Below are 21065 nucleotides of genomic sequence, written 5' to 3' on the forward strand. Positions count from 1 at the left end.
CCATGACCCGGTACGTCGCGCTCGGCAGCTCCATGGCGGCTGGTCCGGGCATCGCCCCCCGCGCGCCCGGCAGCCCGCGCGCGGCGATGCGCTCGGCACGCAACTACCCCCACCTGCTCGCCGCCGACCTGGGGCTCGAGCCGGGACCCGAGTTCGTCGACGTCTCGTTCTCCGGGGCGACCACCGCACACCTGCTGACCGACAGCCAGCTCGGCGCCCCGCCGCAGGTCGAGGCGCTCGACGGCACCGAGACCCTGGTGACCATCACCATCGGCGGCAACGACGTCTTCTACGTGCCGGGCCTGCTCGTCGCCACGATCCCCTCGCCGCTGCGCCTGCTGCCGGTGGTCGGTCCGAGGCTGCGGCACGCGCTCGACCCGACCGCCCGCCAGGTCGCGCTCGCCGGGCTCGGCGGGGCGATGCGGGCCGTCGCGCGCGCCGTACGACGTCGCTCGCCGCAGGCCAGGGTCGTCTTCGTCGACTACCTGACGCTGCTGCCGCCCGCGGGCCAGGCGGCCTTCCCGCTGCGCGAGCGCTACGTCGACCAGGGCCGTCGTACGGGCGAGCGGCTCGCGGCGGCCACCGCCGCCGCGGCAGCCGCGACCGGGTGCGAGCTCGTCGCCGCCGGCGCGGCCAGCCGCGAGCACCACGCCTGGTCCGCGGACCCGTGGTCGGTCGGCGCCCGCGTCCCGCTCCCCGGGCGCCCGCTGGCCTACCACCCCAACGCGACCGGGATGCGTGCCGTGGCGGACCTCGTCAAGGCCCACCTCGAGGCCGGCTGAGAGTCAGCCGAACAGCGCCCGGTAGTGCTCCGAGCGCTCGAGGTAGGGCTCGAAGTCGATCCCGGCGACGTCGGCGCCACCGAGGTCGGCGGTGAGCCGGTCGAGGTAGTAGTCCCAGCCGGGGCCGACGCTGGCGACCATGGCGGCGCCGGTGGGGCCCTCGGGGACGGCCTGGGTGAAGCGCAGCGTGGTCAGGCCGTCGGACTCATCCAGCTCGAGCGTGTGCCGCCAGTGCACCCGGGGGCCCGAGCCGTCCTCGGAGAACGGCGCCGCCTCCCGGCTGCGCAGCACGAAGCGTCGCGGCGGCTCGCACAGCTCGACGTCGTAGACCTCCTCGGGCACGTCGTCGCCCTCCGCGGTCATCCGGAACCTCACCTCACCGGCGGCCGGGTCACCGGCCCAGGTGCCGATCCAGCGCTCGAGGCGCGCGGGCTCGGTGCAGGCGGCCCACACGTCGTCCAGGGGCGCGGCGTAGGTGCGGGTGAAGACGAGGCTCCGGCCCTCGCGGGTGCCGAGCACGGTCATGCGGTCTCCTCGGTGGTGGTGGTGCCGGTGGTGGTGCCGACAGTCGTACGGCGGTCGCGAACCGTCCGGCGGACCTCGAGGTCGAGGCCGTCGAGGGCCGACTCGGCGAAGCGGGCCGGCGCGTGCAGGTCGTCGAGGAGTCCCTGGACCGGTCCGAGCCCGGTCCGGTCGAGCGCGTAGTGCCGCTCACGGCCCCGGTCCTCGACGGTGGCCAGCCCGGCCTCGACGAGCAGACGCAGGTGCCTGCTCACGGCCGGTCGGCTGATCGGGTGGGCCGCGGCGAGGTCGACGACCCGGGTCGGGCCGGGCGTGAGGGACCGCAGGAGCTCCCGGCGTACGGGGTCGGCGAGGGCGGCGAACGGGTCCACGGCCTATTGGTAACCGATTGATTACACGTTCGTCAAGGGCGGCTGGTTACGTTGGCCCCATGGACTTCAGGATCGAGCACGACTCCATGGGCGAGGTCGAGGTGCCGCAGGCGGCCCTGTGGCGGGCCCAGACCCAGCGCGCGGTCGACAACTTCCCGATCAGCGGCACCCCGATCGAGCCGGCGCTCGTGCACGCGCTGGGCCACGTCAAGGCCGCCGCGGCCGTCGTCAACGGCGAGCTGGGCGTCATCGCCGCCGAGCTCAGCGACGCCGTGGCGACCGCCGCCCGCGCCGTGGCCGCCGGCGAGCACGACGCCGAGTTCCCCGTCGACGTCTTCCAGACCGGCTCGGGCACCAGCAGCAACATGAACGCAAACGAGGTGATCGCCTCCCTGGCCGCCCGCGCCGGCACCGAGGCGCACCCCAACGACCACGTCAACGCGAGCCAGTCGAGCAACGACACGTTCCCCACCGCGATCCACGTGGCGGTGACGCTGGCGGTCGTCGACGACCTGCTGCCGGCGCTCGCCACGCTGCACGACTCCCTGGCCGCCAAGGCCGAGGAGTTCTCCGGCCTGGTGAAGTCCGGACGCACCCACCTCATGGACGCCACCCCGGTCATGCTCGGCCAGGAGCTCGGCGGGTACGCCGCCACGCTGGCCTACGCGGGCGAGCGGCTGCAGTCGGTGCTGCCGCGGGTCCGCGAGCTGCCGCTGGGCGGCACCGCCGTCGGCACCGGCATCAACACCCCGCCCGGCTTCGCGGCGCGGGTGATCGAGGTGCTCTCCGAGGCCACCGGCCAGGAGTTCACCGAGGCACGCAACCACTTCGAGGCCCAGGGCACCCGCGACTCCCTGGTCGAGCTCAGCGGCGTGCTGCGCACGATCGCGGTCGGCCTGACCAAGATCTGCAACGACCTGCGCTGGATGTCGTCGGGTCCCACGACCGGCCTCGCCGAGATCCACCTGCCCGACCTGCAGCCCGGGTCCAGCATCATGCCCGGCAAGGTCAACCCGGTGCTGCCCGAGGCGACCCTGATGGTCTGCTTCCAGGTCATCGGCAACGACGCGGCGGTCACCGCCGCCGGCGCCAGCGGCAGCTTCGAGCTCAACGTCGCCATGCCCGTCATGGCCCGCAACGTGCTCGAGTCCGTGCGCCTGCTGGCGTCGTCGACCACGCTGCTGGCCCACCGCTGCGTCGACGGCATCACCGCCGACGCCGAGCGGATGCGCCGCTACGCCGAGTCGTCGCCCTCGGTCGTCACGCCCCTCAACAAGCACCTGGGCTACGAGGCCGCCGCCACGATCGCCAAGCAGGCGCTCGCCGAGGGCCGCACCATCCGCGAGACGGTGCTCGCCCTGGGCTACGTCGAGCGCGGCGAGCTCACCGAGGCCGAGCTAGACGCGGCTCTCGACGTCGAGTCCATGACCCACCCGTGACCCGCCGGTGAGCGATCCACGCGCCTACTGGGACGGCGAGGCCGACACCTTCGACGACGAGCCCGACCACGGCCTCGGCGACCCGGCCACCCGCGAGGCGTGGCGCCAGCTCCTCGCCGCCCACCTGCCGATGCCGCCCGTCGACGTCGTCGACCTCGGCTGCGGCACCGGCACCCTGTCGGTGCTGCTCGCCGAGGCTGGCCACCGGGTCCGCGGGCTCGACCTCTCCCCCGCGATGATCTCGCGCGCCCGGGCCAAGGCGGGTGCCGCCGGGCTCGAGGTCGCCGTCGACGTCGGCGACGCCGCGCAGCCGCCGTACGACGCCGCGTCGGCCGATGTCGTGCTGTGCCGTCACGTGCTGTGGGCGCTGCCCGACGCGCCCGCCGCGCTGGCCCGCTGGGTCGGGCTGCTGCGTCCCGGCGGGCGGCTGGTCCTGGTCGAGGGCCGCTGGCACACCGGCGCCGGCATCGACGCCGCCACCTGCCGACGGCTCGTCGAGCCGCACGCGAGCCGCGTGGACGTCGTACCCCTGGTCGACGAGGTCTACTGGGGCGGCCCGATCACCGACGAGCGCTACCTGCTGGTCGCGCACTGACGGTTCGACCCGCAGCGTGCGGGCAGGATGGCCGCCGTGCCCGAACGCCACCCCGTCATCCGTCAGGTCTACGCCGTCGGCGCGGTGCTCGCGTTCGTCGGCACCTTCATGCCGCTGTTCGCCGTCGAGGCGCTCGGGAGCGACTACACCACGCGCAACCTGTGGGAGCTCATCGGCGAGGACGGCGGCTGGGCTGCCGGGGTGGGCCTGCTCGTCATGCTGGCCACGGTCGCGACCGCGCTGCTCGCGACCGCCGCCGAGCGCGGCTTCGCGGCCCCCAGCGGTGTGCTGGCCCTGGCTCTCGTGTCACTGCTGATGCTGGTGCTCAAGCCGGGCACACCGGCGGCTCCCCGCCCTCGCTCGGCGCGGGCGGCGGACTGCTGCTCGGGACGGTGCTCGTGCTGGCGGTGGCCGCGCTCGTCGACGTGCTCGGCACGTCGCGGGCGAACGCGCCGTACGACGACCCGCCGATCAGCCTGCCGGGCTAGGTGGCGGCGGCCATGAGTGGCATCCGTTCAGGGTTTGCCTGCTGGCCGGGGAAGTCTGAACCTGGCAGGCAATGCATTGCCTGGGAACTTCAGACTTCCCCGGCTCACAGGCAAGACCTGAAGGGGCCGACGCCGCCCGCTCCGCTCCAGCGACCGACTTAGTACCAGCCGGTGGCCTGGGAGTGGCCCCAGGCGCCGCAGGGGCTGCCGTAGACGTCCTGGATGTAGCCCAGGCCCCAGCGGATCTGGGTGACCGGGTTGGTCGCCCAGTCGGCGCCCGCGGAGGCCATCTTCTCGCCGGGCAGGGCCTGCGGGATGCCGTAGGCGGAGGACGACGGGTTGTCGGCCGAGACGTTCCAGCCGGACTCGCGGGTGTAGAGGGAGTCGAGGCAGCTGAACTGGTCGGCACCGAAGCCGTACTCGGCGAGCAGCGACCGGGCCACGTCGCGCGGGTCGGCGTCGGAGAGGTCCTTGCGGCCGGCGTCGACCTCGCCGGCGGGCTCGGCCGACAGGGCGGCCGCCTTGACCGGGTCGGTGCCGGAGCGACGGTCGGCCGAGCGCGACAGCGTCGGCTGACGTCGTACGGCGGGCGCGGCGGCCAGCTGGGCGGCCGACGGGTGCCCGAGCTGGGCGGCGGTGGTCGTGTCCTTCGCCGCGGCCACGGGGGCGGCATCGGCACCGGCGGCCACGTCGGGGTTGGTCAGGTCGCTGGCCCGCGAGGTGTCGGCCGCGGAACCGGCGACGCCGGTGCCCACGGTCAGGCCGGTGGCGGCGACGGCGAGGGACCCGAGAAGGGCGGTGGTGCCGAGCACCTTGCGCGGCGCGGCATCGAGGATCTCGGGGACCGCGGGCCGCTTGGGCGCACCACGGTGCTGCGGGACGTGCTTCACGTGCTTCGGCAAGAGGGAATACCCAGAGGATGGACGACAGTCGGTCGGTGGAGAGATCGGCTGGGTCCACGGTGGGACCGCTCGAGTTCCCCTCCACCATGCACGCTCACCCGGGACGGCGCAAACCGAACGCCCGAATCTGTGGACAGTCTGAGGACAACCTGAGGAAAGCCGGGCGGGTGCGTCCCGTGAGTCACACGGGACGCACCCGCCACAGGTGCTGTCGGGGAGCCGACATCGGCTCGGACGGTGACCTCAGACGGTGACGTTCTCGAGCATCTCGGTCACCAGGGCCGCGATCGGCGAGCGCTCCGAGCGGGTCAGGGTCACGTGGGCGAAGAGCGGGTGCCCCTTGAGCTTCTCGATGACCGCGACGACGCCGTCGTGCCGGCCCACCCGCAGGTTGTCGCGCTGGGCGACGTCGTGGGTGAGCACGACCTTGGAGTTGGCGCCGATGCGCGACAGCACGGTCAGCAGCACGTTGCGCTCGAGGGACTGGGCCTCGTCGACGATCACGTAGGAGTCGTGCAGCGAGCGCCCGCGGATGTGGGTGAGCGGGAGCACCTCGAGCATGCCGCGGTCGAGGATCTCGTCGACGACCTCCTTGGAGGCGATCGAGCCGAGCGTGTCGAAGACCGCCTGGCCCCACGGCGACATCTTCTCGGTCTCCGAGCCGGGCAGGTAGCCGAGCTCCTGGCCGCCCACGGCGAACAGCGGCCGGAACACGACGACCTTCTGGTGCTGACGGCGCTCCATCACCGCCTCGAGACCGGCGCACAGCGCGAGCGCCGACTTGCCGGTGCCGGCGCGCCCGCCCAGCGAGACGATGCCGACCTCGGGGTCGAGCAGCATCTCCAGCGCGATCCGCTGCTCGGCGCTGCGGCCGTGGATGCCGAAGGCCTCGCGGTCGCCCCGGACCAGGTGGACGTGCTTGTCGGGACCGACCCGGCCCAGCGCCGTACCGCGGTCGGAGAGCAGCACCAGGCCCTGGTGGCAGGGCAGCGCCCGGGCCTCCTCGAGGTCGACGGTGCCGTCGTCGTAGAGCTCGTCGAGCACGGCGGCCTCGACGTCGAGCTCGGTCATGCCGGAGTAGCCGGTGTCGGAGTCGCTGATCGCCTCGGCGCGGTACTCCTGGGCGTCGAGGCCGACCACCGAGGCCTTGATGCGCATCGGGAGGTCCTTGGAGACCACCGTGACGTCGAAGCCCTCCTCGGCCAGGTTGTAGGCCACGGCAAGGATGCGGGTGTCGTTGTCGCCCAGCCGGAACCCGGACGGCAGCGCACCCGGGTCGGTGTGGTTGAGCTCGACGCGCAGGGTGCCGCCGTGCTCGCCGATCGGGACCGGCTCGTCGAGCCGGCCGTGCAGGACGCGCAGGTCGTCGAGCATGCGCAGGGCCGAGCGCGCGAAGAAGCCGAGCTCGGGATGGTGCCGCTTGGCCTCGAGCTCGGTGATGACCACGACGGGGAGCACGACCTCGTGCTCCTCGAAGCGACGCATCGCCCCCGGGTCGGCGAGCAGCACGCTGGTGTCGAGCACGTAGGTCCGGACGTCAGCCACGGTGATCCCCTTACGTGACCGCGCGCGCACTCCTCGCCCGGTCCTGAGTCAGCAGCAGGTGGACCGGAAGGGGACCCGAGCGCCGGAGTGCCGGCGTCCTCCCACCACGACGACGACAGCGCCGTCGGCGGTGGTGCGTAGGTCGTGATCGCTCACGCTCGGGCCTCCCGGTTGCGGCGAGCTTCCCCACTCGCCACTGCCTCGAAAGTACGTCGGCCGCTGGGGCGATCCGTGGCGACACGCCCGAACGCGGGATGACGGGCAGGTGACGGTCGTGTTGCACCCGACCGCCCTCCGGTCAGACCCCGTGTCGCCGCTCGCGCAGTGCGTAGGCCCGGATCGCGCGCAGGAAGTCGACGCGACGGAAGTCGGGCCAGTAGGCCTCGCAGAAGTAGAACTCCGACTTCGCGCTCTGCCACAGCAGGAACCCGCCCAGGCGCTGCTCGCCGGAGGTGCGGATGACGAGGTCGGGATCGGGCTGGCCCTTGGTGTAGAGGTGGTCGGCGATGTGCTCGACGTCGAGGATGTCGGCGAGCTCCTCCAACGAGGTGCCCAGGGCGGCGTGCTCGTAGAGCAGCGAGCGCACGGCGTCGGCGATCTCGCGGCGGCCGCCGTAGGGCACGGCGACGTTGACCAGCATGCCGTCGACGTCGGCGGTGGCCTCGGCCGCGGCCTTGAGCCGACGCGCCATGTCGTCGGGGAGCAGGTCGAGCGCGCCCACCGGGTGCAGGCGCCAGCGGCGCTGGGCGGCGAGGGAGTCGACCGCGTCGGCGATGATCGAGAGCAGCGGCTCGAGCTCGGCGGCCGGCCGGTTGAGGTTGTCGGTGCTGAGCAGCCACAGGGTGACCACCTCGATGCCGACCTCGTCGCACCAGCCGAGCAGCGGCTCGATGTTGGCGGCCCCGGCCTCGTGGCCGTGGGAGGTGTCGCGGCCCACCGCCCGGGCCCAGCGGCGGTTGCCGTCGAGCATCACGCCGACGTGCTTGGGGAGGCTCTCGGACAGCGGGCCGATGCGGCGCAGGACCCGCGCCTCGTAGGCCGGGTAGAGCACCTTGCGCAGTCCCCGCTTCCAGTCGGCCACCCGGCGATGGTAGGACACCCGGAGAGCCCCGTGCTTCTCATCGGGGCAACCTGTCGGGCCCACCCGGAGCCCGATCCCCCGTCACACCGACCGAAACGAGCGACGTACCGATGACCGCTGACTGGCACCCCGACCCGACCGGCCGCCACGAGCTGCGCTACTGGGACGGCTCGCAGTGGACCGAGCACGTCGTGGACAAGGGCGTGCAGTCGACGGCGCCGATGGACGCCGCCGGCGGCCAGCCCGGCTCGCAGCAGGGCTTCACCGGGGACGCCTTCGCCGGCATCACCGGCGAGCTCATCGACGGACGCTTCTCCGAGGTCGAGGGGGCCGGCCCGCGCCTGCAGAACAGCAAGCTCCTGCGGGTGCGCGTGACCGAGCCGTTCATGGCCCGCCAGGGCTCGATGGTCGCCTACCAGGGCAACGTCTCGTTCGCCTACCAGGGCGCCGGCGGTGCCGGCCGGGTGATCAAGAAGGCGCTGACCGGCGAGGGCCTGCCGCTGATGCGGGTCGAGGGCCAGGGCGACGTCTTCATCGCCGACACCGCCAAGCACGTGCACCTGCTGCACCTCAACAACACCGGCATCTCCGCCAACGGCAAGAACGTCCTCGCCTTCTCCTCCTCCCTGCAGTGGAACATCGAGCGGGTCAAGGGCGCGAGCATGCTGGCCGGCGGACTGTTCAACACGACGCTGCGGGGCAGCGGCTGGCTCGCGATCGTCACCGACGGCGAGCCGGTCGTGCTCAACGCGGCCGAGGCGCCGACGTACGCCGACACCGACGCGATCGTGGCGTGGTCGGCACACCTCGACACCTCGCTGAAGTCGACGATGAGTGCCGGCGCGCTGATCGGGCGCGGCTCGGGCGAGGCCGTCCAGGTCGCGTTCCAGGGCCAGGGCTTCGTCATCGTGCAGCCCTCCGAGGGCCTCAACCTGCCCGGCCAGGCCTGAGGACTCCCCGAGGGCCGTCGTACCGGGGTGAAAGCCAACACACCTGAGTGCGATCTCATTCCCGGCGGCGCCCCGCGGCACCCACCCCACCGATACGCTCGTCCCATGAACCAGGCCCTCCACGACGCCAACGAGGCCATGCGAGCCGGGCTGGATTCGTTGGGCGAGAAGGCGGCCGAGAAGTTCGCTGCGGTCAAGCCCAAGCTCCGCGGCTGGCTCCACCTCGGCACGGCTCCCATCGCCCTCGCCGGCGGCATCGTGCTCATCGTGCTGTCCCCCACGGCCTCGACGCGCTGGGGGTCGGCGATCTTCGCCCTCAGCGCGCTGCTGCTCTTCGGGGTCTCGGCGATCTATCACACCGGCACGTGGTCGCCGCGGGTCTGGGCGTTCCTGCGCCGCTTCGACCACGCCAACATCTTCATCCTCATCGCCGGCACCTACACGCCGCTGACCCTCATGCTCCTCGACGGCACCCAGCGGGTGGTGCTGCTCGCGACCGTCTGGACGTGCGCGATCCTCGGTGTGCTGTTCCGGGTGTTCTGGACCGACGCCCCACGCTGGCTCTACACCCCGATCTACATCGGGATGGGCTGGGCCGCGGTGTTCTTCCTGCCGGGCTTCGTCGACGGCGCCGAGAGCGTCCTGGGCGGCGCGACGGCGGTCGCCGTCCTGGTCCTGATCGCGGTCGGCGGCGGGCTCTACACCCTGGGCGGCATCGTCTACGGCTTCAAGAAGCCCAACCCGTGGCCGCAGTACTTCGGCTTCCACGAGGTCTTCCACACCTTCACGATCCTGGCCTTCGCCGCCCACTACGTCGGCGTCTCCATGGCGACCTACTCCCTGCGCTGACGGCGGCTGCGCTCGCGGCTGACACCCGCCGTCTACCGTGGACGCATGGCCACGATCGAGCTGACCGGTGACAACTTCGCCTCCCACGTCGCGGACGACGACATCCTGTTCGTCGACTTCTGGGCCAGCTGGTGCGGGCCCTGCCAACAGTTCGCGCCGACGTACGAGGCGGCCTCCGAGGCCCACCCCGACATCACGTTCGGCTCGATCAACACCGAGGAGCAGCGCGAGCTCGCGTCGGCCGCCGGGATCCGCTCGATCCCGACGCTGATGGTCTTCCGCGAGGGCGTGCTCGTCTTCTCGCAGCCCGGCGCACTGCCCCCGGCGGCCTTCGACCAGGTGATCGACGGCGTGCGCGGGCTCGACATGCAGGACGTGCACCGGCAGGTCGCGGCGGCCGAGGCCGCCGAGTCCACCAAGCCCGCAGATCAGGCTCCGCCGGGGGCCTGAGCCCCGGGGGCGATCGGCCCGGCCCCCGACTCGAGCAATCGAACGGGTCGGGTCGGGTTCGGTGGGGTTCGAGCCGACCAACTCGTTCGATCGAACGAGTTGGTCGCCCACACCGCCCACCCGACCCCACCAACCCGTTCGATTGAACGAGTTGGCGGCCGAATGAGTTGCCGGCCGAACCAGCCCGCCGAGCCCCGCCCGACCCTCAGGCCTTCTTGCCCCGACCCTTGACCGGCTTGCCGAGCTTGGGCAGCGTCGTACCGCGCCCGTGCAGCATCGTCATCAGCTGCACCAGCTGCTGCTCGTGCTTCGCGGTCCGCTTGAACGACGTCAGCGGCATCACCGGCTTGAACCGCTGGCGGGCGATCGACTTGGCGTAGGTGAACTCCTTGAGCCCGTCGGGGCCGTGGATGCGCCCGAAGCCGGAGTCGCCCACCCCGCCGAACGGCAGCGACGGGACGCCGGCGAAGGTGATCACGCCGTTGACGGCGGTCATGCCCGAGCGGATCCGCTCGGCGATCTCCATGCCGCGGGCCTTCGAGAACACCGTCGAGCCCAGGCCGTACGCCGTGGCGTTGGTGCGCCGGACGGCCTCCTCGACCGTGCCGACGCGGGCGATCGTGACGGTCGGCCCGAAGGTCTCCTCGCAGACCGCGAGGGAGTCCTCGGGGACGTCGACCAGGATGGTCGGCTGCACGAAGCGGTCGCCGACGGCGCCGGCGCCGCCCACGAGCGCGCGACCACCGCGGGCCAGGGCGTCGTCGATGTGGGAGCGGATCACGTCGAGCTGCTTGGGCATGGTGATCGGGCCGAGCGGGCTGTCGGCGGAGTCGTCGGCGCGCAGCGTCTCGGCCTGCTTGACGATCTCGGCGACGAACGCGTCGTAGACCTTCTCGTGGACGTAGACGCGCTCCACGCCGGTGCAGGTCTGGCCGGCGTTGGCGCAGGCGCCCCACAGCACGGCGTCGGCGGCTGCCTCGATGTCGGCGTCGTGGTCGATGATCACGGCGTCCTTGCCGCCCGCCTCGATGACGACCGGGGTCAGGTGCTCGGCGCAGGCGGCCATCACGCGCTTGCCGGTGGCGGTCGAGCCGGTGAAGGCGATCTTGTCGGCGCCGGCGTGGCACAGCGCGGCCCCGGTCTCGCCGAGCCCGGTCACCACGGAGAGCACCGGGCGGCCGACGGCCTCGTGGAAGGTGCGGGCGAGCCACTCCCCCACGCCGGGGGTGTACTCCGAGGGCTTGAAGACGACCGCGTTGCCGGCGGCGAGGGCGTAGGCGATGGACCCCATCGGCGTGAAGACCGGGTAGTTCCACGGCCCGATGACGCCGACGACGCCGAGCGGCTTGTACTCCACCGTCGCGGCCTGGTTGGCCATCAGCAGGCCCGACGGGACCTTGCGCCGCTTGAGGACCTTGTCGGCGTTCTTGGCCGCCCAGTCGAGGTGGTCGATGGCCAGGGTGGCCTCGAGCAGCGCGTCACCGTGGGGCTTGCCGGTCTCCTGGTGCATCACCTCGGCCAGCTGCGCCATCCGCCGGGTGATGACGCCCTTCCACGTGAGCAGCTGCTCGGCGCGCTCGTCGAACGACAGGGCCGACCACCAGGCCGCCTCCTCGTGGGCGCGGAGCACCGCGGCCGACACGTCCTCGGCGGAGTGGACGGGATGGGTGCCGACGACGTCGCCGTTGATCGGGCTCAGCGAGTCGAAGGTCTGCTGCGAGGTCTGGTCCACGGTGCTGTCCTGGGTGCTGTCCTGCATGGTCATCGGGCACTCCTGATGAGGTCGGCCGCCTTCTCGGCGAGCATGACGGTCGGGGCGTTGGTGTTGCCGCGCGGGACGGCCGGCATGACCGAGGCGTCGACGACGCGCAGGCCGTCGAGACCGCGCACGCGCAGGTCGGGGTCGACCACGGCGTCCTCCTGGTCCGGGCCGCCCATCGCGCAGGTCGAGGTCGGGTGGAACGTCGTCTGCGTGTAGCGCCGGACGTGCTCGATCAGGTCGTCGTCGGACGGCGTCGTGCCGAGCTCGAACGGGCGGTCGATCATCGCCGAGATCGGGCCCTGCTGGGTGATCTCGACGATCCGGCGACAGCCGGCGACCATGGCGTCGAGGTCGGCCGGGTCGTCGAAGTACGCCGCGTCGATGGCCGGGTGCCAGGTCGGGTCGGCCGAGCGCAGCCGCACCGACCCGCGGCTGGTGGTGCCGACGAGCGTCGAGAGCACCGTGACCATGCGGGTGGTCGGCTCGACCATGCCGTCGCCGTAGAGGCCCGTCGGCAGCACGTGCGCCTGCAGGTCGGGCGCCGGGAGGCCCTCTCGCGAGGACCAGAAGCCGCCGGTCTCGGCTACGTTGGAGGTCAGGGGCCCCTTCTTGCGCGTTTTCCACCTCACGAAGTTGCCGAGGGTGTTGAGGTCGGCGAGGTCCGTCGTGTCCTTGGTGTGCCAGAGCATCGGCGTGTAGGGGTGGTCCTGCAGCCCGGCGCCCACACCCGCGAGCTCGACCTTGGCCGTGATGCCGTGCTCGGCCAGGTGGCTGGTCGGACCGACGCCGCTGAGCATCAGCAGCTGCGGGCTGTTGATCGCTCCCCCGCTCAGCAGCACCTCGTGACGGGCGTGGACCGTGTGCTCCCGACCGCTCTGGCGGAACGTCAGACCGGTCGCCCTCATCGCGCTGCCGTCGATCTCGATGCGCGAGGCCAGCGCCCCGGTCGCGATCGTCAGGTTGGGGCGCCCCATGGCCGGCTTGAGGTAGGCGTCGTACGTCGACCAGCGCTGGCCGCCGTTGCAGGTGACCTGGTAGGCGCCGGCCCCCTCCTGCTGGGCCCCGTTGAAGTCGTCGTTGCGCTTCAGCCCGCTCGCGACCGCGCTCTCGACCCAGCTGCTGGTCAGCTCGTGGGTGTAGCGCCGGTCCTCGACGACCAGCGGGCCGTCGGTGCCGTGGAAGCGGCCGCCGAGCCGGGTGTTGCCCTCGGCCTTCTTGAAGTAGGGCAGCACGTCGTCGTAGCCCCAGCCGGTCGCGCCGTAGCTGTCGCGCCAGGAGTCGTAGTCGACGGCGTTGCCGCGGATGTAGATCATCGCGTTGACCGCCGAGCAGCCGCCGAGGGCCTTCATCCGGGGCCACGTCGTACGGCGCCCGTGCAGCTGCTTCTGCTCGGTCGTCTTGTAGTTCCAGTCCCACTTGGTCTGCACCAGGCCCACGAACGCCGCCGGGATCATCACCTCGTCGACCTCGGGCGCACCCCCGGCCTCGACGAGCAGCACGGTGGTGGTCGGGTCCTCGGTCAGCCGGGCGGCGAGCACGGCGCCCGCGCTGCCGGCGCCGACGACGACGTAGTCGTAGGTGTCGTAGGTCACGTCCCGAAACCTACTCCGCAGTACGCGACCGCGGGCAGGTCTCAGCCGATGATCAGCTGTCGCGCGCCTCTGCGGCGGCGGCCTGCTCACGCTGGTGGCGCGCCAGGGCCAGGCCGCGCAGCGGCCGTCCGTCGGACGACTTCGGGTCCGAGGGGTCGTAGAGCCCGGCGGCGGCGGCCTTCTCGACGTTCTTGAGCCGCTTGGTCAGGCTGAAGCCGAGGATGGCGACGGCGAGCGCCAGCAGGCCGAAGATCGCGAAGGCGGTCCAGCCGGCGACGACGTCCTTGTCCTCGGGAGCGGCGGTGATGAGGAACGCGAGCACGGTCATGGCTCGAGTGTCCCACTCGGGTCCTCGGTCAGGACCACCCCCGCGAACAGGTCGTCCTCGGGCAGGGTCGACTCAACGTGGCTGGTGACCAGCTCGTAGTCCTCGGTGGGCCACACCGAGGTCTGGATCTCCCGCGGGATCGAGAACCAGAACCCGTCGGGGTCGATCTGGGTGGCATGGGCCAGCAGCGCCTGGTCACGCACGCCGAAGTAGTCGCCGCACTCGACCTTGGTCGTCACCCGCTTGTCCCAGTCGGGCTCGTGCACCCACTCCTTGAGCCGCTCCTCGTAGGGCGACTCGAGGCCGTGGTCGAGCATCGCCTGGTGGATCGCGGTGATCTTCGGGTAGCTCCAGCCGTGGTGGTAGTAGAGCTTGAGCACCTGCCACGGCTCGCCCGCGTCGGGGAACCGCTCGGGGTCGGCCGCTGCCTCGAACGCGGCCACACCGACCTCGTGGCAGCGGATGTGGTCGGGGTGGGGGTAGCCGCCGCGCTCGTCGTACGTCGTCATCACGTGGGGGCGGAAGGACCGGATGAAGCGGACCAGCCGCTCGGTGGCCTCCTCGAGCGGCACCAGGGCGAAGCAGCCCTCGGGCAGCGGCGGCTTGGGGTCGCCCTCGGGCCAGCCGGAGTCGACGAACCCCAGCCAGTCCTGGCGCACGCCGAGGATGTCGCGGGCGCGCTCCATCTCCTGCCGCCGGATCTCGGTGATGTTGGCCAGCACGTCGGGCCGGTCCATCTTGGGGTTGAGGATCGAGCCGCGCTCACCGCCGGTGCAGGTGACAACGTGGACGTCGACCCCCTCGGCGACGTACTTGGCCGTGGACGCGGCGCCCTTGCTCGACTCGTCGTCGGGGTGGGCGTGCACGTGCATCAGCCGGTAGCCCGCGCGGGGCGGGGTGGTCCGGGAGTCCTGCGCCATGTCGGCCATCCTAGGAGCGGCCTAGGATCGACTCGTGACCACCACGGACCTGGCTGCGCGCTACGGCGCTCCTGCCCCCTGGCGCACCCGCGTCCTGCTGGGCGCGATCGCCGTCGTGGTGCTGGGTTTCGGCGGCTGGCTCGGCTGGGCGACCCTCCTGCAGGCCAACCCCGACGTCGCCTCCGGCGACCTCACCTTCACCATCGTCGACGACGGTACGGCGGTCGCCCGGTTCACCGTCGACCTGAGCGACGACACCGTCGAGGCGACCTGCACGGTCAAGGCCTACGCCGAGGACCACTCGCTGGTCGGGTCCGCCTCCTTCCGGCCCGAGCCCGGCCCGGGCGACGTGGTCGAGCAGGTGGTGCGGACCGAGCGGCGGGCGACCTCGGTCGAGCTCGTGGGCTGCACCGCCCCCGGGCAGAACCGCCCGCGCTGACCAGTCGTCCCAGTCGTCGTCGGCCGGCTTGATAGGGTCGACCATTCGGCTGCCGCAGTGAGCAGGCCGCCGCGCGTGATCACCCGCACAGCACATGTCGCCATCGTCGAGCACCACACAGGAGCACCCATGTCCCAGTCGACCGAGCAGAGCAGCACCATCTGGCTGACCGCTGGCGCCCACGAGAAGCTCAAGGCCGAGCTCGACCACCTCAAGGGTCCGGTGCGCGAGGAGATCGTCACCCGCATCAGCGAGGCCCGCGACGAGGGCGACCTGAAGGAGAACGGCGGCTACCACGCCGCCCGCGAGGAGCAGGGCAAGAACGAGGGCACCATCCGCCAGCTCGAGGCCGTCCTGCTCAAGGCCGTCTCCGACCAGCCCGCCGACGACGACGTCGTGGCCGTCGGCAAGGTCGTGACCTACAAGTTCGAGGGCGACGACGACGACGAGGCCGAGACGTTCCTGCTCGGCGCCCGCGAGAACGAGGACTACGTCGACGTCGCCGTCTACTCCCCCCAGGCTCCCCTGGGCGAGGCCCTCCTCGGTGCCAAGAAGGGCGAGACCGTCGCCTTCGAGGCCCCGACCGGCAAGACCCTGCAGGTCGTCGTGCTGGGCGCGACGCCGTACACGGACTGATCGAGCCGTCGGGCGGGCGGTGAGCTGGCGACCATCCACGGACGTGGACCGGTCGCTATCCCACCGCCACCCCGAGCCGCCGTGGTCCCGACCGCTACTCCAGGACCCGGTAGCCCCGTTCGCGCAGCCGTGTCTTGACCAGCTCGGCGTGCGGCTCGCCGCGGGTCTCGAGCTGCAGGTGCACGTCGACCTCGTCGAGGTGCAGCGACGGCGAGATGCGCTCGTGGAAGACCTCGAGCACGTTGGCGCCGGTCTCGCCGACCTCGGCGAGCAGCAGCGCGAGGCCACCGGGCACGTCGGGGATGTTGACGTTGAGGTTGAGGTAGCGCCCCGCCGCGGCCATGCCGTGCTGGATCACCTTGCCGAGCAGGATCGGGTCGATGTTGCCGCCGGAGAGGACCGCCACCGCCGGGGTGCGGTAGTCCGTGGGGCGCGACATCATGGCCGCCACGGCGGCCGCGCCGGCCGGCTCGACGATCATCTTGGCGCGCTCGACGAGCGCCAGCAGCGCCCGTGACATCTCCTCCTCGGTCACGGTGACGATCTCGTCGACGTGATCGCGTACGGCGGCGAAGGTCAGCTCGCCGGGGAGCCCGACGGCGATGCCGTCGGCGATCGTCTTCATCTGCGTCAGGGGCACCGGGGCCCCGGTGGCGAGGGAGCCGGGGTAGGCCGCGGCGCCCTTGGCCTGGACGCCGATGACGCTCACCTCGGGACGCAGCGCCTTGATGGCCACGGCGATCCCGGCGAGCAGCCCGCCGCCACCGGTCGGTACGACGACGGTCTCGACGTCGGGCACCTGCTCGAGGATCTCGAGCCCGACCGTGCCCTGGCCGGCCATCACGTCGAGGTGGTCGAAGGGGTGGATCAGGACGGCGCCGGTCTCCTCGGAGAACCGCCGGGCCGCGATCAGTGCGTCCTCGAGGTAGCGGCCGTGGAACACGACGTCGGCGCCGTACCCGCGGGTGGCCTTCTCCTTGGGGATGGGCGCCCCCTCGGGCATGAACACGGTGGCCTTGATGCCGAGCCGCTGGGCCGCGAGCGCGACCCCCTGGGCGTGGTTGCCGGCGGACGCGGCGACGACGCCGCGGGCGCGCTCGTTGGCGCTCAGCCGCGAGATGCGCACGTAGGCACCGCGGGCCTTGAAGGAGCCCGTGCGCTGGAGGTTCTCGCACTTGAGCCAGACGGGCCCGCCGACCACCGAGGACAGCCAGCGCGACTCCTCCATCGGCGTCTCGATGGTGATGCCGTCGAGGACGCGGCGCGCGGCCTCGATGTCGGTGAGCCCGATCGTGGGCGGCAGGTCAGCGCTGGACATCGTCCTCGACCTCGGCCTGGGCGGTCTGGTGGTCGGCCTTCATCACGGCGTCGACGTCGGACCGGTCCTCCACGGGCTCGGTGGACTCCTGCTCGCCGTAGTCCTCGGCGAGCTCGTGCACCGGGTCCGCCCCCGGCCCGGTGTAGCTCGCGAGGTGGGTGACGACCGCGTTGACGACGGCGGTGAGCGGGACGGCGATCAGCGCGCCGGTGATGCCGGCCAGCACGATGCCGGTGGCGATCGCGATGATCACGGCGAGGGGGTGGACGGCGACCCAGCGGCCCATCAGGAACGGCTGGAGGATGTGCGACTCCAGCTGCTGCACCAGCACGATCACGCCCAGCATGAGCAGGGCCACGACCGGCCCCTCGGCCACCAGGGCCACCAGCACGGCGACCCCGCCGGCCACGAACGCGCCGACGAGCGGCACGAAGGCGCCGAGGAACACCACGACGCCGATCGGGAAGACGAAGGGCACCCCGAGGACGGCGGCGCCGATCATCACCCCGGCCGCGTCGGTCGCTGCCACGATCACGGTGGCCCGCACGAACTGGGTCAGCGAGGTCCAGGCCACCCGGCCGCTGCTGTCGACCCGCGCACGGGCGGCGCGCGGCGACAGGCGCACGAGGAACGCCCAGATGCGGTCGCCGTCGGCGAGGAAGAAGTAGGTGGCGAACAGGACGATGAAGAGCCCGGTGAAGATCTGGCTGATGGTGCTGCCGACCTCGGTGACCCGGCCGGCGATGTCGCCCTGCTGCACCTGAGCGGTGATCTCCTTCTGCGCCGACTCGATGTAGTCGTTGATCTGCGAGTCACTGGCGTGCAGCGGCCCGGTCTTGAGCCAGTCGCGGATCTGGCCCAGGCCGTCGGCCGTCGACGACGCCAGGTCGTCGGCGCCGGCGGCGATCTGCTGGCCGGCCAGGGTGAGCAGGCCCGCGATGACCCCGAGCGTCAGCAGCACGGTCAGCAGCGATGCCGGGCCGCGGGGCACCCCGATGCGACCGAGCGCACGCACGAGGGGACTCACCAGCGCAGCGATGAGCAGGGCGATGGCGAGCGGCACGGTGACCTCGCGCAGCCGGTCGATGGCCATCACGATGAAGTAGCCGGCCACCACGATCACCAGGAACCGCCACGCCCACGCGGCGGCCAGGTCGACGCCCCACGGCACCTGCGCCCGGCTGAAGTTGGAGGGACCCGAGACGATGACGGCCGGCGCCGGCTCGCCGCGTCGCTCGTCGCGCAGCTGCGCCCAGTGGTGGGCGATCCGCGCCGTCACGCGCTCCTCGCGCTCGGCGTCCTCGATCTCCTGGCGGCGACGGAGACGTCTGCGGCGCTGCTGCTCGGGCTCGGCGTCGTCGGCCGGACGGACCGGCTCGTGGGGGGCGTCGTCGTTCACCCGCTCACCCTAGGGTCGGACCACGTCGCCAGCACCGTCCGCAAGGGTGCGTGCCAGGCGACGGGCCACCTCCGGGTGCTCGCCCACGAGCAGCCCCACCGCGGCGAGGACGTAGTCGGCGTCGACCACGACGGCCGGGCGCTCGGGAAGCTGCCAGCCGCCCTCGAGATCGGGCCCGATGCTCCCGTCGAGGACCCGCGCGGTCACGCCCGGACGACCGTGGCGGAGCACGCCGCCGGAGGCCACCACCAGCCCCACCTCGCGCAGGTCGGTGCCGGTGCGCTCGATGACCCGTCCCCCGGGTCCCACGACGACCCGCGAGCGCCCCGCGTGGCGACGCAGCGCGAGCCCGATCGCGACCCGGGCGATCGCCTCGTCGTCGTCGCGGTCGCCCTCGCTCTCCGGGAGGTACGACGGCCGCTCGGCCCGGGCGCGGGCCGCCGGCTCGAGGTCGCGCAGGCCGGTGCTCGAGGAGGGCCCCCCGGGCCCGTCTCGAAGGGCGGCCTCCACGGTCGTCAGCGCCGACCACCGCATGCCGAGGTCGGCCTCGACGGTGCGGGTGACCGCGGTCGGGGCCACGACGTCGCGGGCCAGCGCGCCGTCCTCGGGGTCGAGCTCGACGATCGAGTGCACGTCGGTGGTCGCGCCGCCCACGTCGACGACGACGACGTCCTCGGCGTGCTCGCGGGCCAGCACCTCGACCCCGGTCAGCACGACGTCGGGCGTGGCGCCGCGCACCATCGAGACGAAGGCCGCGCCGCCGTCGCGGGCGCTCAGCTGCTTGCCGCCGATGACGTGGGCGAGGAACACCTCGCGGATCGCGGCCCGGGCCCCCTCGGGCCGCAGGACGCCGATCCGGGGCACCACGTTGTCGGCGGTCACCACCGGCAGGCCGGCGAGCACCTCGGACACCGCCTGGGTCGCGTCGACGTTGCCCGCCACGACCACCGGCCCCGACCAGCCGGTCGCGACCAGCGCGACGGCCGCGGCCAGGATGACCTCGGTGTTGCCGCCGTCGGTGCCCCCGGTCAGCAGCACCACGTCGGGCTGGGCCAGGTCGTCGAGGCCGAACCCGCCCGCGGCCGCCGCCACGACCGCCACGACCTTGCCGCCGCTGGACAGCGCCACCCGGCGCCCTGCCTCGGCGGTGACGAGCTCCTCGTTGCCGACGACGGCGACCCGCAGGCCGCCGCCCGCGCTGGAGCAGGCCAGCAGCGGCACGCCCGCCGCGTCGAGGGCCGCCACGCACGCGTCGACGCCGTCGAGGACGTCGGTGTCGATCGTGGTGCGGTGCTCGGCGTGGCCGACGACGCGCGCCGACGTCAGGTCGACCAGGGTGGCCTTCGTGAAGGTCGATCCGACGTCGACGCAGAGCACCAGATCCGTCGGGGCGGGAGCGTCAGCCGAGGGCACGATCGAGGTCCGCGAGCAGGTCGTCGATGCTCTCGATGCCCACCGACAGCCGGACCAGGTCGGCCGGCACCTCGAGGGCGGTGCCCGCGACGCTCGCGTGGGTCATCCGACCGGGGTGCTCGATGAGCGACTCGATGCCGCCCAGCGACTCGGCGAGGGTGAAGACCTGGGCGCGCTCGCACACCGCGAGCGCCTTGTCCTCGCCGCCGACGACCCGGAACGCCACCATGCCGCCGTACCGCTTCATCTGGCGCGAGGCGACCGCGTGACCGGGGTGCTCCGGCAGGCCGGGGTAGATCACCTCGACCACGCCCGGGTGCTCGGCGAGGAAGGCCACGACGGCCTCGGCGTTGTCGCAGTGGCGGTCCATCCGCACGCCCAGGGTCTTCAGGCCGCGGTGGGTCAGGAAGCTGTCGAACGGGCCGGGGACGGCGCCGATCGCGTTCTGGTGGAACGTGAGCTTCTCAGCCAGGTCGAGGTCGCGGACCACGAGCGCGCCGCCGACCACGTCGGAGTGGCCTCCGACGTACTTGGTGGTCGAGTGCACGACGACGTCGGCGCCGAGGGTCAGCGGCTGCTGCAGGTAGGGCGAGGCGAAGGTGTTGTCGACGACGAGCAGCGCGCCCGCCTCGTGGGCCACCGCGGCGAGGGCCTCGATGTCGCCGACGTTGAGCAGCGGGTTGGTGGGCGTCTCGAGCCACACCAGCCTGGTCTGCCCCGGGCGGATCGCGGCCCGGACGGCGTCGACGTCGGTGACCGGCGCCGGGGTGTGCTCGACGCCCCAGGCCCGCTCGACCTTGTCGAAGAGTCGGAAGGTGCCGCCGTAGGCGTCGTCGGGCAGCACGACGTGGTCGCCGGGACGGCAGGTGGCGCGCACCAGGGTGTCCTCGGCGGCCAGGCCGGAGGAGAACGTGAAGGCGCGCTCCCCCTCCTCCACGGCGGCCAGGGCCCCCTCGAGGGCGGTGCGGGTGGGGTTGGCCGAGCGGCTGTACTCGTAGCCCCCGCGCAGCCCCCCGACGCCGTCCTGCTTGTAGGTGGAGGTCGCGTAGATCGGCGGGATCACCGCACCGGTGGTCGGGTCGGGCTCGTAGCCGGCGTGGATCGCCCGGGTCTCGAACCCGGCCTTGAGGTGGTGCTCCTGCTCGCTCACCTGTCGAGGGTATCCAGACCGTCGCGCCCCATCGTGTGCGCCGTCACCCGTTCGTCGGGCCGCGGGTGGAACGAAGCGTCTACCGTCGCGGTTGTAGTGGAGGCCACGACCCGATCCCGCCAGGAGGCGACGAG

22 protein-coding genes are annotated in these 21065 nt (G+C 72.5%); 9 read left to right on the top strand and 13 right to left on the bottom strand.

Going from position 1 to position 21065, the window contains the following annotated elements:
* Positions 1 to 2: 2 nt before the first annotated feature.
* Entirely contained in the window at positions 3 to 782 is a 780-nt protein-coding gene (locus FJQ56_RS03405; protein WP_140007784.1) for an SGNH/GDSL hydrolase family protein, read from the top strand.
* A 3-nt stretch (positions 783 to 785) separates the two neighbouring features.
* Here the strand turns inward: FJQ56_RS03405 and FJQ56_RS03410 are convergent, their stop codons facing one another.
* Positions 786 to 1307 (bottom strand): SRPBCC domain-containing protein, encoded by a 522-nt coding sequence (locus FJQ56_RS03410; RefSeq protein ID WP_140007785.1) that lies wholly within the window; start codon positions 1305 to 1307, stop codon positions 786 to 788.
* Complete coding sequence (locus tag FJQ56_RS03415) at positions 1304 to 1675, bottom strand: ArsR/SmtB family transcription factor (RefSeq protein WP_140007786.1); 372 nt, start codon at positions 1673 to 1675, stop codon at positions 1304 to 1306. Before FJQ56_RS03415 ends, FJQ56_RS03410 begins: the two co-directional genes overlap by 4 nt.
* Positions 1676 to 1734: 59 nt before the next feature.
* Here FJQ56_RS03415 and FJQ56_RS03420 point away from each other — a divergent pair, with 59 nt between their 5' ends.
* From FJQ56_RS03420 to FJQ56_RS03430, 3 genes are read left to right on the top strand one after another with little or no spacing between them, the layout of a single operon-like run.
* On the top strand, positions 1735 to 3114 hold the full coding sequence (locus tag FJQ56_RS03420; RefSeq protein WP_140007787.1) for a class II fumarate hydratase: 1380 nt from the start codon (positions 1735 to 1737) through the stop codon (positions 3112 to 3114).
* A 7-nt stretch (positions 3115 to 3121) separates the two neighbouring features.
* Positions 3122 to 3709, top strand: coding sequence for a class I SAM-dependent methyltransferase (locus FJQ56_RS03425; protein WP_140007788.1), 588 nt, complete (start codon positions 3122 to 3124; stop codon positions 3707 to 3709).
* A 36-nt stretch (positions 3710 to 3745) separates the two neighbouring features.
* Positions 3746 to 4213: a hypothetical protein gene (locus tag FJQ56_RS03430; protein ID WP_140007789.1), complete on the top strand. Its 468-nt coding sequence runs from the start codon at positions 3746 to 3748 to the stop codon at positions 4211 to 4213.
* Positions 4214 to 4355: 142 nt separating this feature from the next.
* Here the strand turns inward: FJQ56_RS03430 and FJQ56_RS03435 are convergent, their stop codons facing one another.
* From FJQ56_RS03435 to FJQ56_RS03445, 3 genes are all read right to left on the bottom strand, one after another.
* Positions 4356 to 5099, bottom strand: a complete 744-nt coding sequence (locus FJQ56_RS03435) for an aggregation-promoting factor C-terminal-like domain-containing protein (protein WP_140007790.1) — start codon at positions 5097 to 5099, stop codon at positions 4356 to 4358.
* Between the two features lie 243 nt (positions 5100 to 5342).
* Entirely contained in the window at positions 5343 to 6644 is a 1302-nt protein-coding gene (phoH2, locus tag FJQ56_RS03440; RefSeq protein ID WP_140007791.1) for an RNA 5'-3' helicase PhoH2, read from the bottom strand.
* A gap of 298 nt (positions 6645 to 6942) precedes the next feature.
* Positions 6943 to 7725 carry an isoprenyl transferase gene (locus tag FJQ56_RS03445; RefSeq protein ID WP_140007792.1) on the bottom strand — a complete coding sequence of 261 codons (783 nt, stop codon included), beginning with the start codon at positions 7723 to 7725 and terminating at the stop codon, positions 6943 to 6945.
* Between the two features lie 110 nt (positions 7726 to 7835).
* Between FJQ56_RS03445 and FJQ56_RS03450 the strand changes: the two genes are divergently transcribed.
* The 3 genes from FJQ56_RS03450 to FJQ56_RS03460 all read left to right on the top strand — a co-directional run bounded on the left by FJQ56_RS03450 (position 7836) and on the right by FJQ56_RS03460 (position 9974).
* Positions 7836 to 8675: an AIM24 family protein gene (locus FJQ56_RS03450; RefSeq protein ID WP_140007793.1), complete on the top strand. Its 840-nt coding sequence runs from the start codon at positions 7836 to 7838 to the stop codon at positions 8673 to 8675.
* A 105-nt stretch (positions 8676 to 8780) separates the two neighbouring features.
* A complete protein-coding gene (gene trhA, locus FJQ56_RS03455; RefSeq protein WP_246083965.1) occupies positions 8781 to 9524 on the top strand; it encodes a PAQR family membrane homeostasis protein TrhA in 744 nt (247 codons plus the stop codon).
* A gap of 45 nt (positions 9525 to 9569) precedes the next feature.
* The gene (locus FJQ56_RS03460; protein ID WP_140007794.1) at positions 9570 to 9974 is read left to right on the top strand and encodes a thioredoxin family protein; all 405 of its coding nucleotides are present in this window, start codon (positions 9570 to 9572) and stop codon (positions 9972 to 9974) included.
* A gap of 205 nt (positions 9975 to 10179) precedes the next feature.
* On the opposite strand, the gene FJQ56_RS03465 is transcribed toward FJQ56_RS03460, so the two are convergent.
* From FJQ56_RS03465 to mca, 4 genes are read right to left on the bottom strand one after another with little or no spacing between them, the layout of a single operon-like run.
* Positions 10180 to 11739, bottom strand: coding sequence for an aldehyde dehydrogenase family protein (locus tag FJQ56_RS03465; RefSeq protein ID WP_246083966.1), 1560 nt, complete (start codon positions 11737 to 11739; stop codon positions 10180 to 10182).
* Positions 11736 to 13328 carry a GMC family oxidoreductase gene (locus tag FJQ56_RS03470; protein WP_140007795.1) on the bottom strand — a complete coding sequence of 531 codons (1593 nt, stop codon included), beginning with the start codon at positions 13326 to 13328 and terminating at the stop codon, positions 11736 to 11738. Before FJQ56_RS03470 ends, FJQ56_RS03465 begins: the two co-directional genes overlap by 4 nt.
* Before the next feature lie 52 nt (positions 13329 to 13380).
* A complete protein-coding gene (locus tag FJQ56_RS03475) occupies positions 13381 to 13656 on the bottom strand; it encodes a hypothetical protein (protein WP_140007796.1) in 276 nt (91 codons plus the stop codon).
* Positions 13653 to 14576: a mycothiol conjugate amidase Mca gene (gene mca, locus FJQ56_RS03480; RefSeq protein ID WP_140007797.1), complete on the bottom strand. Its 924-nt coding sequence runs from the start codon at positions 14574 to 14576 to the stop codon at positions 13653 to 13655. Before mca ends, FJQ56_RS03475 begins: the two co-directional genes overlap by 4 nt.
* A gap of 34 nt (positions 14577 to 14610) precedes the next feature.
* Here mca and FJQ56_RS03485 point away from each other — a divergent pair, with 34 nt between their 5' ends.
* Positions 14611 to 15015 carry a DUF4307 domain-containing protein gene (locus FJQ56_RS03485; protein WP_140007798.1) on the top strand — a complete coding sequence of 135 codons (405 nt, stop codon included), beginning with the start codon at positions 14611 to 14613 and terminating at the stop codon, positions 15013 to 15015.
* 129 nt (positions 15016 to 15144) lie between these two features.
* Positions 15145 to 15651, top strand: a complete 507-nt coding sequence (greA, locus tag FJQ56_RS03490) for a transcription elongation factor GreA (protein ID WP_140007799.1) — start codon at positions 15145 to 15147, stop codon at positions 15649 to 15651.
* Between the two features lie 94 nt (positions 15652 to 15745).
* Here the strand turns inward: greA and ilvA are convergent, their stop codons facing one another.
* Genes ilvA through FJQ56_RS03510 form a run of 4 tightly spaced genes read right to left on the bottom strand, consistent with a single transcriptional unit; the run spans position 15746 to position 20931 of the window.
* Positions 15746 to 16969, bottom strand: coding sequence for a threonine ammonia-lyase (gene ilvA, locus FJQ56_RS03495; RefSeq protein ID WP_140007800.1), 1224 nt, complete (start codon positions 16967 to 16969; stop codon positions 15746 to 15748).
* The gene (locus FJQ56_RS03500) at positions 16956 to 18368 is read right to left on the bottom strand and encodes an AI-2E family transporter (RefSeq protein WP_140007801.1); all 1413 of its coding nucleotides are present in this window, start codon (positions 18366 to 18368) and stop codon (positions 16956 to 16958) included. The genes ilvA and FJQ56_RS03500 overlap by 14 nt, the downstream gene beginning before the upstream one ends.
* 9 nt (positions 18369 to 18377) lie before the next feature.
* A complete protein-coding gene (locus FJQ56_RS03505; protein ID WP_140007802.1) occupies positions 18378 to 19781 on the bottom strand; it encodes a glutamate mutase L in 1404 nt (467 codons plus the stop codon).
* Entirely contained in the window at positions 19768 to 20931 is a 1164-nt protein-coding gene (locus FJQ56_RS03510; RefSeq protein ID WP_140007803.1) for a cystathionine gamma-synthase, read from the bottom strand. The genes FJQ56_RS03505 and FJQ56_RS03510 overlap by 14 nt, the downstream gene beginning before the upstream one ends.
* Between the last annotated feature and the right edge of the window lie 134 nt (positions 20932 to 21065).

The sequence above is a fragment of the Nocardioides plantarum genome (assembly GCF_006346395.1).
In the GTDB taxonomy this organism is placed as follows: domain Bacteria; phylum Actinomycetota; class Actinomycetes; order Propionibacteriales; family Nocardioidaceae; genus Nocardioides; species Nocardioides plantarum.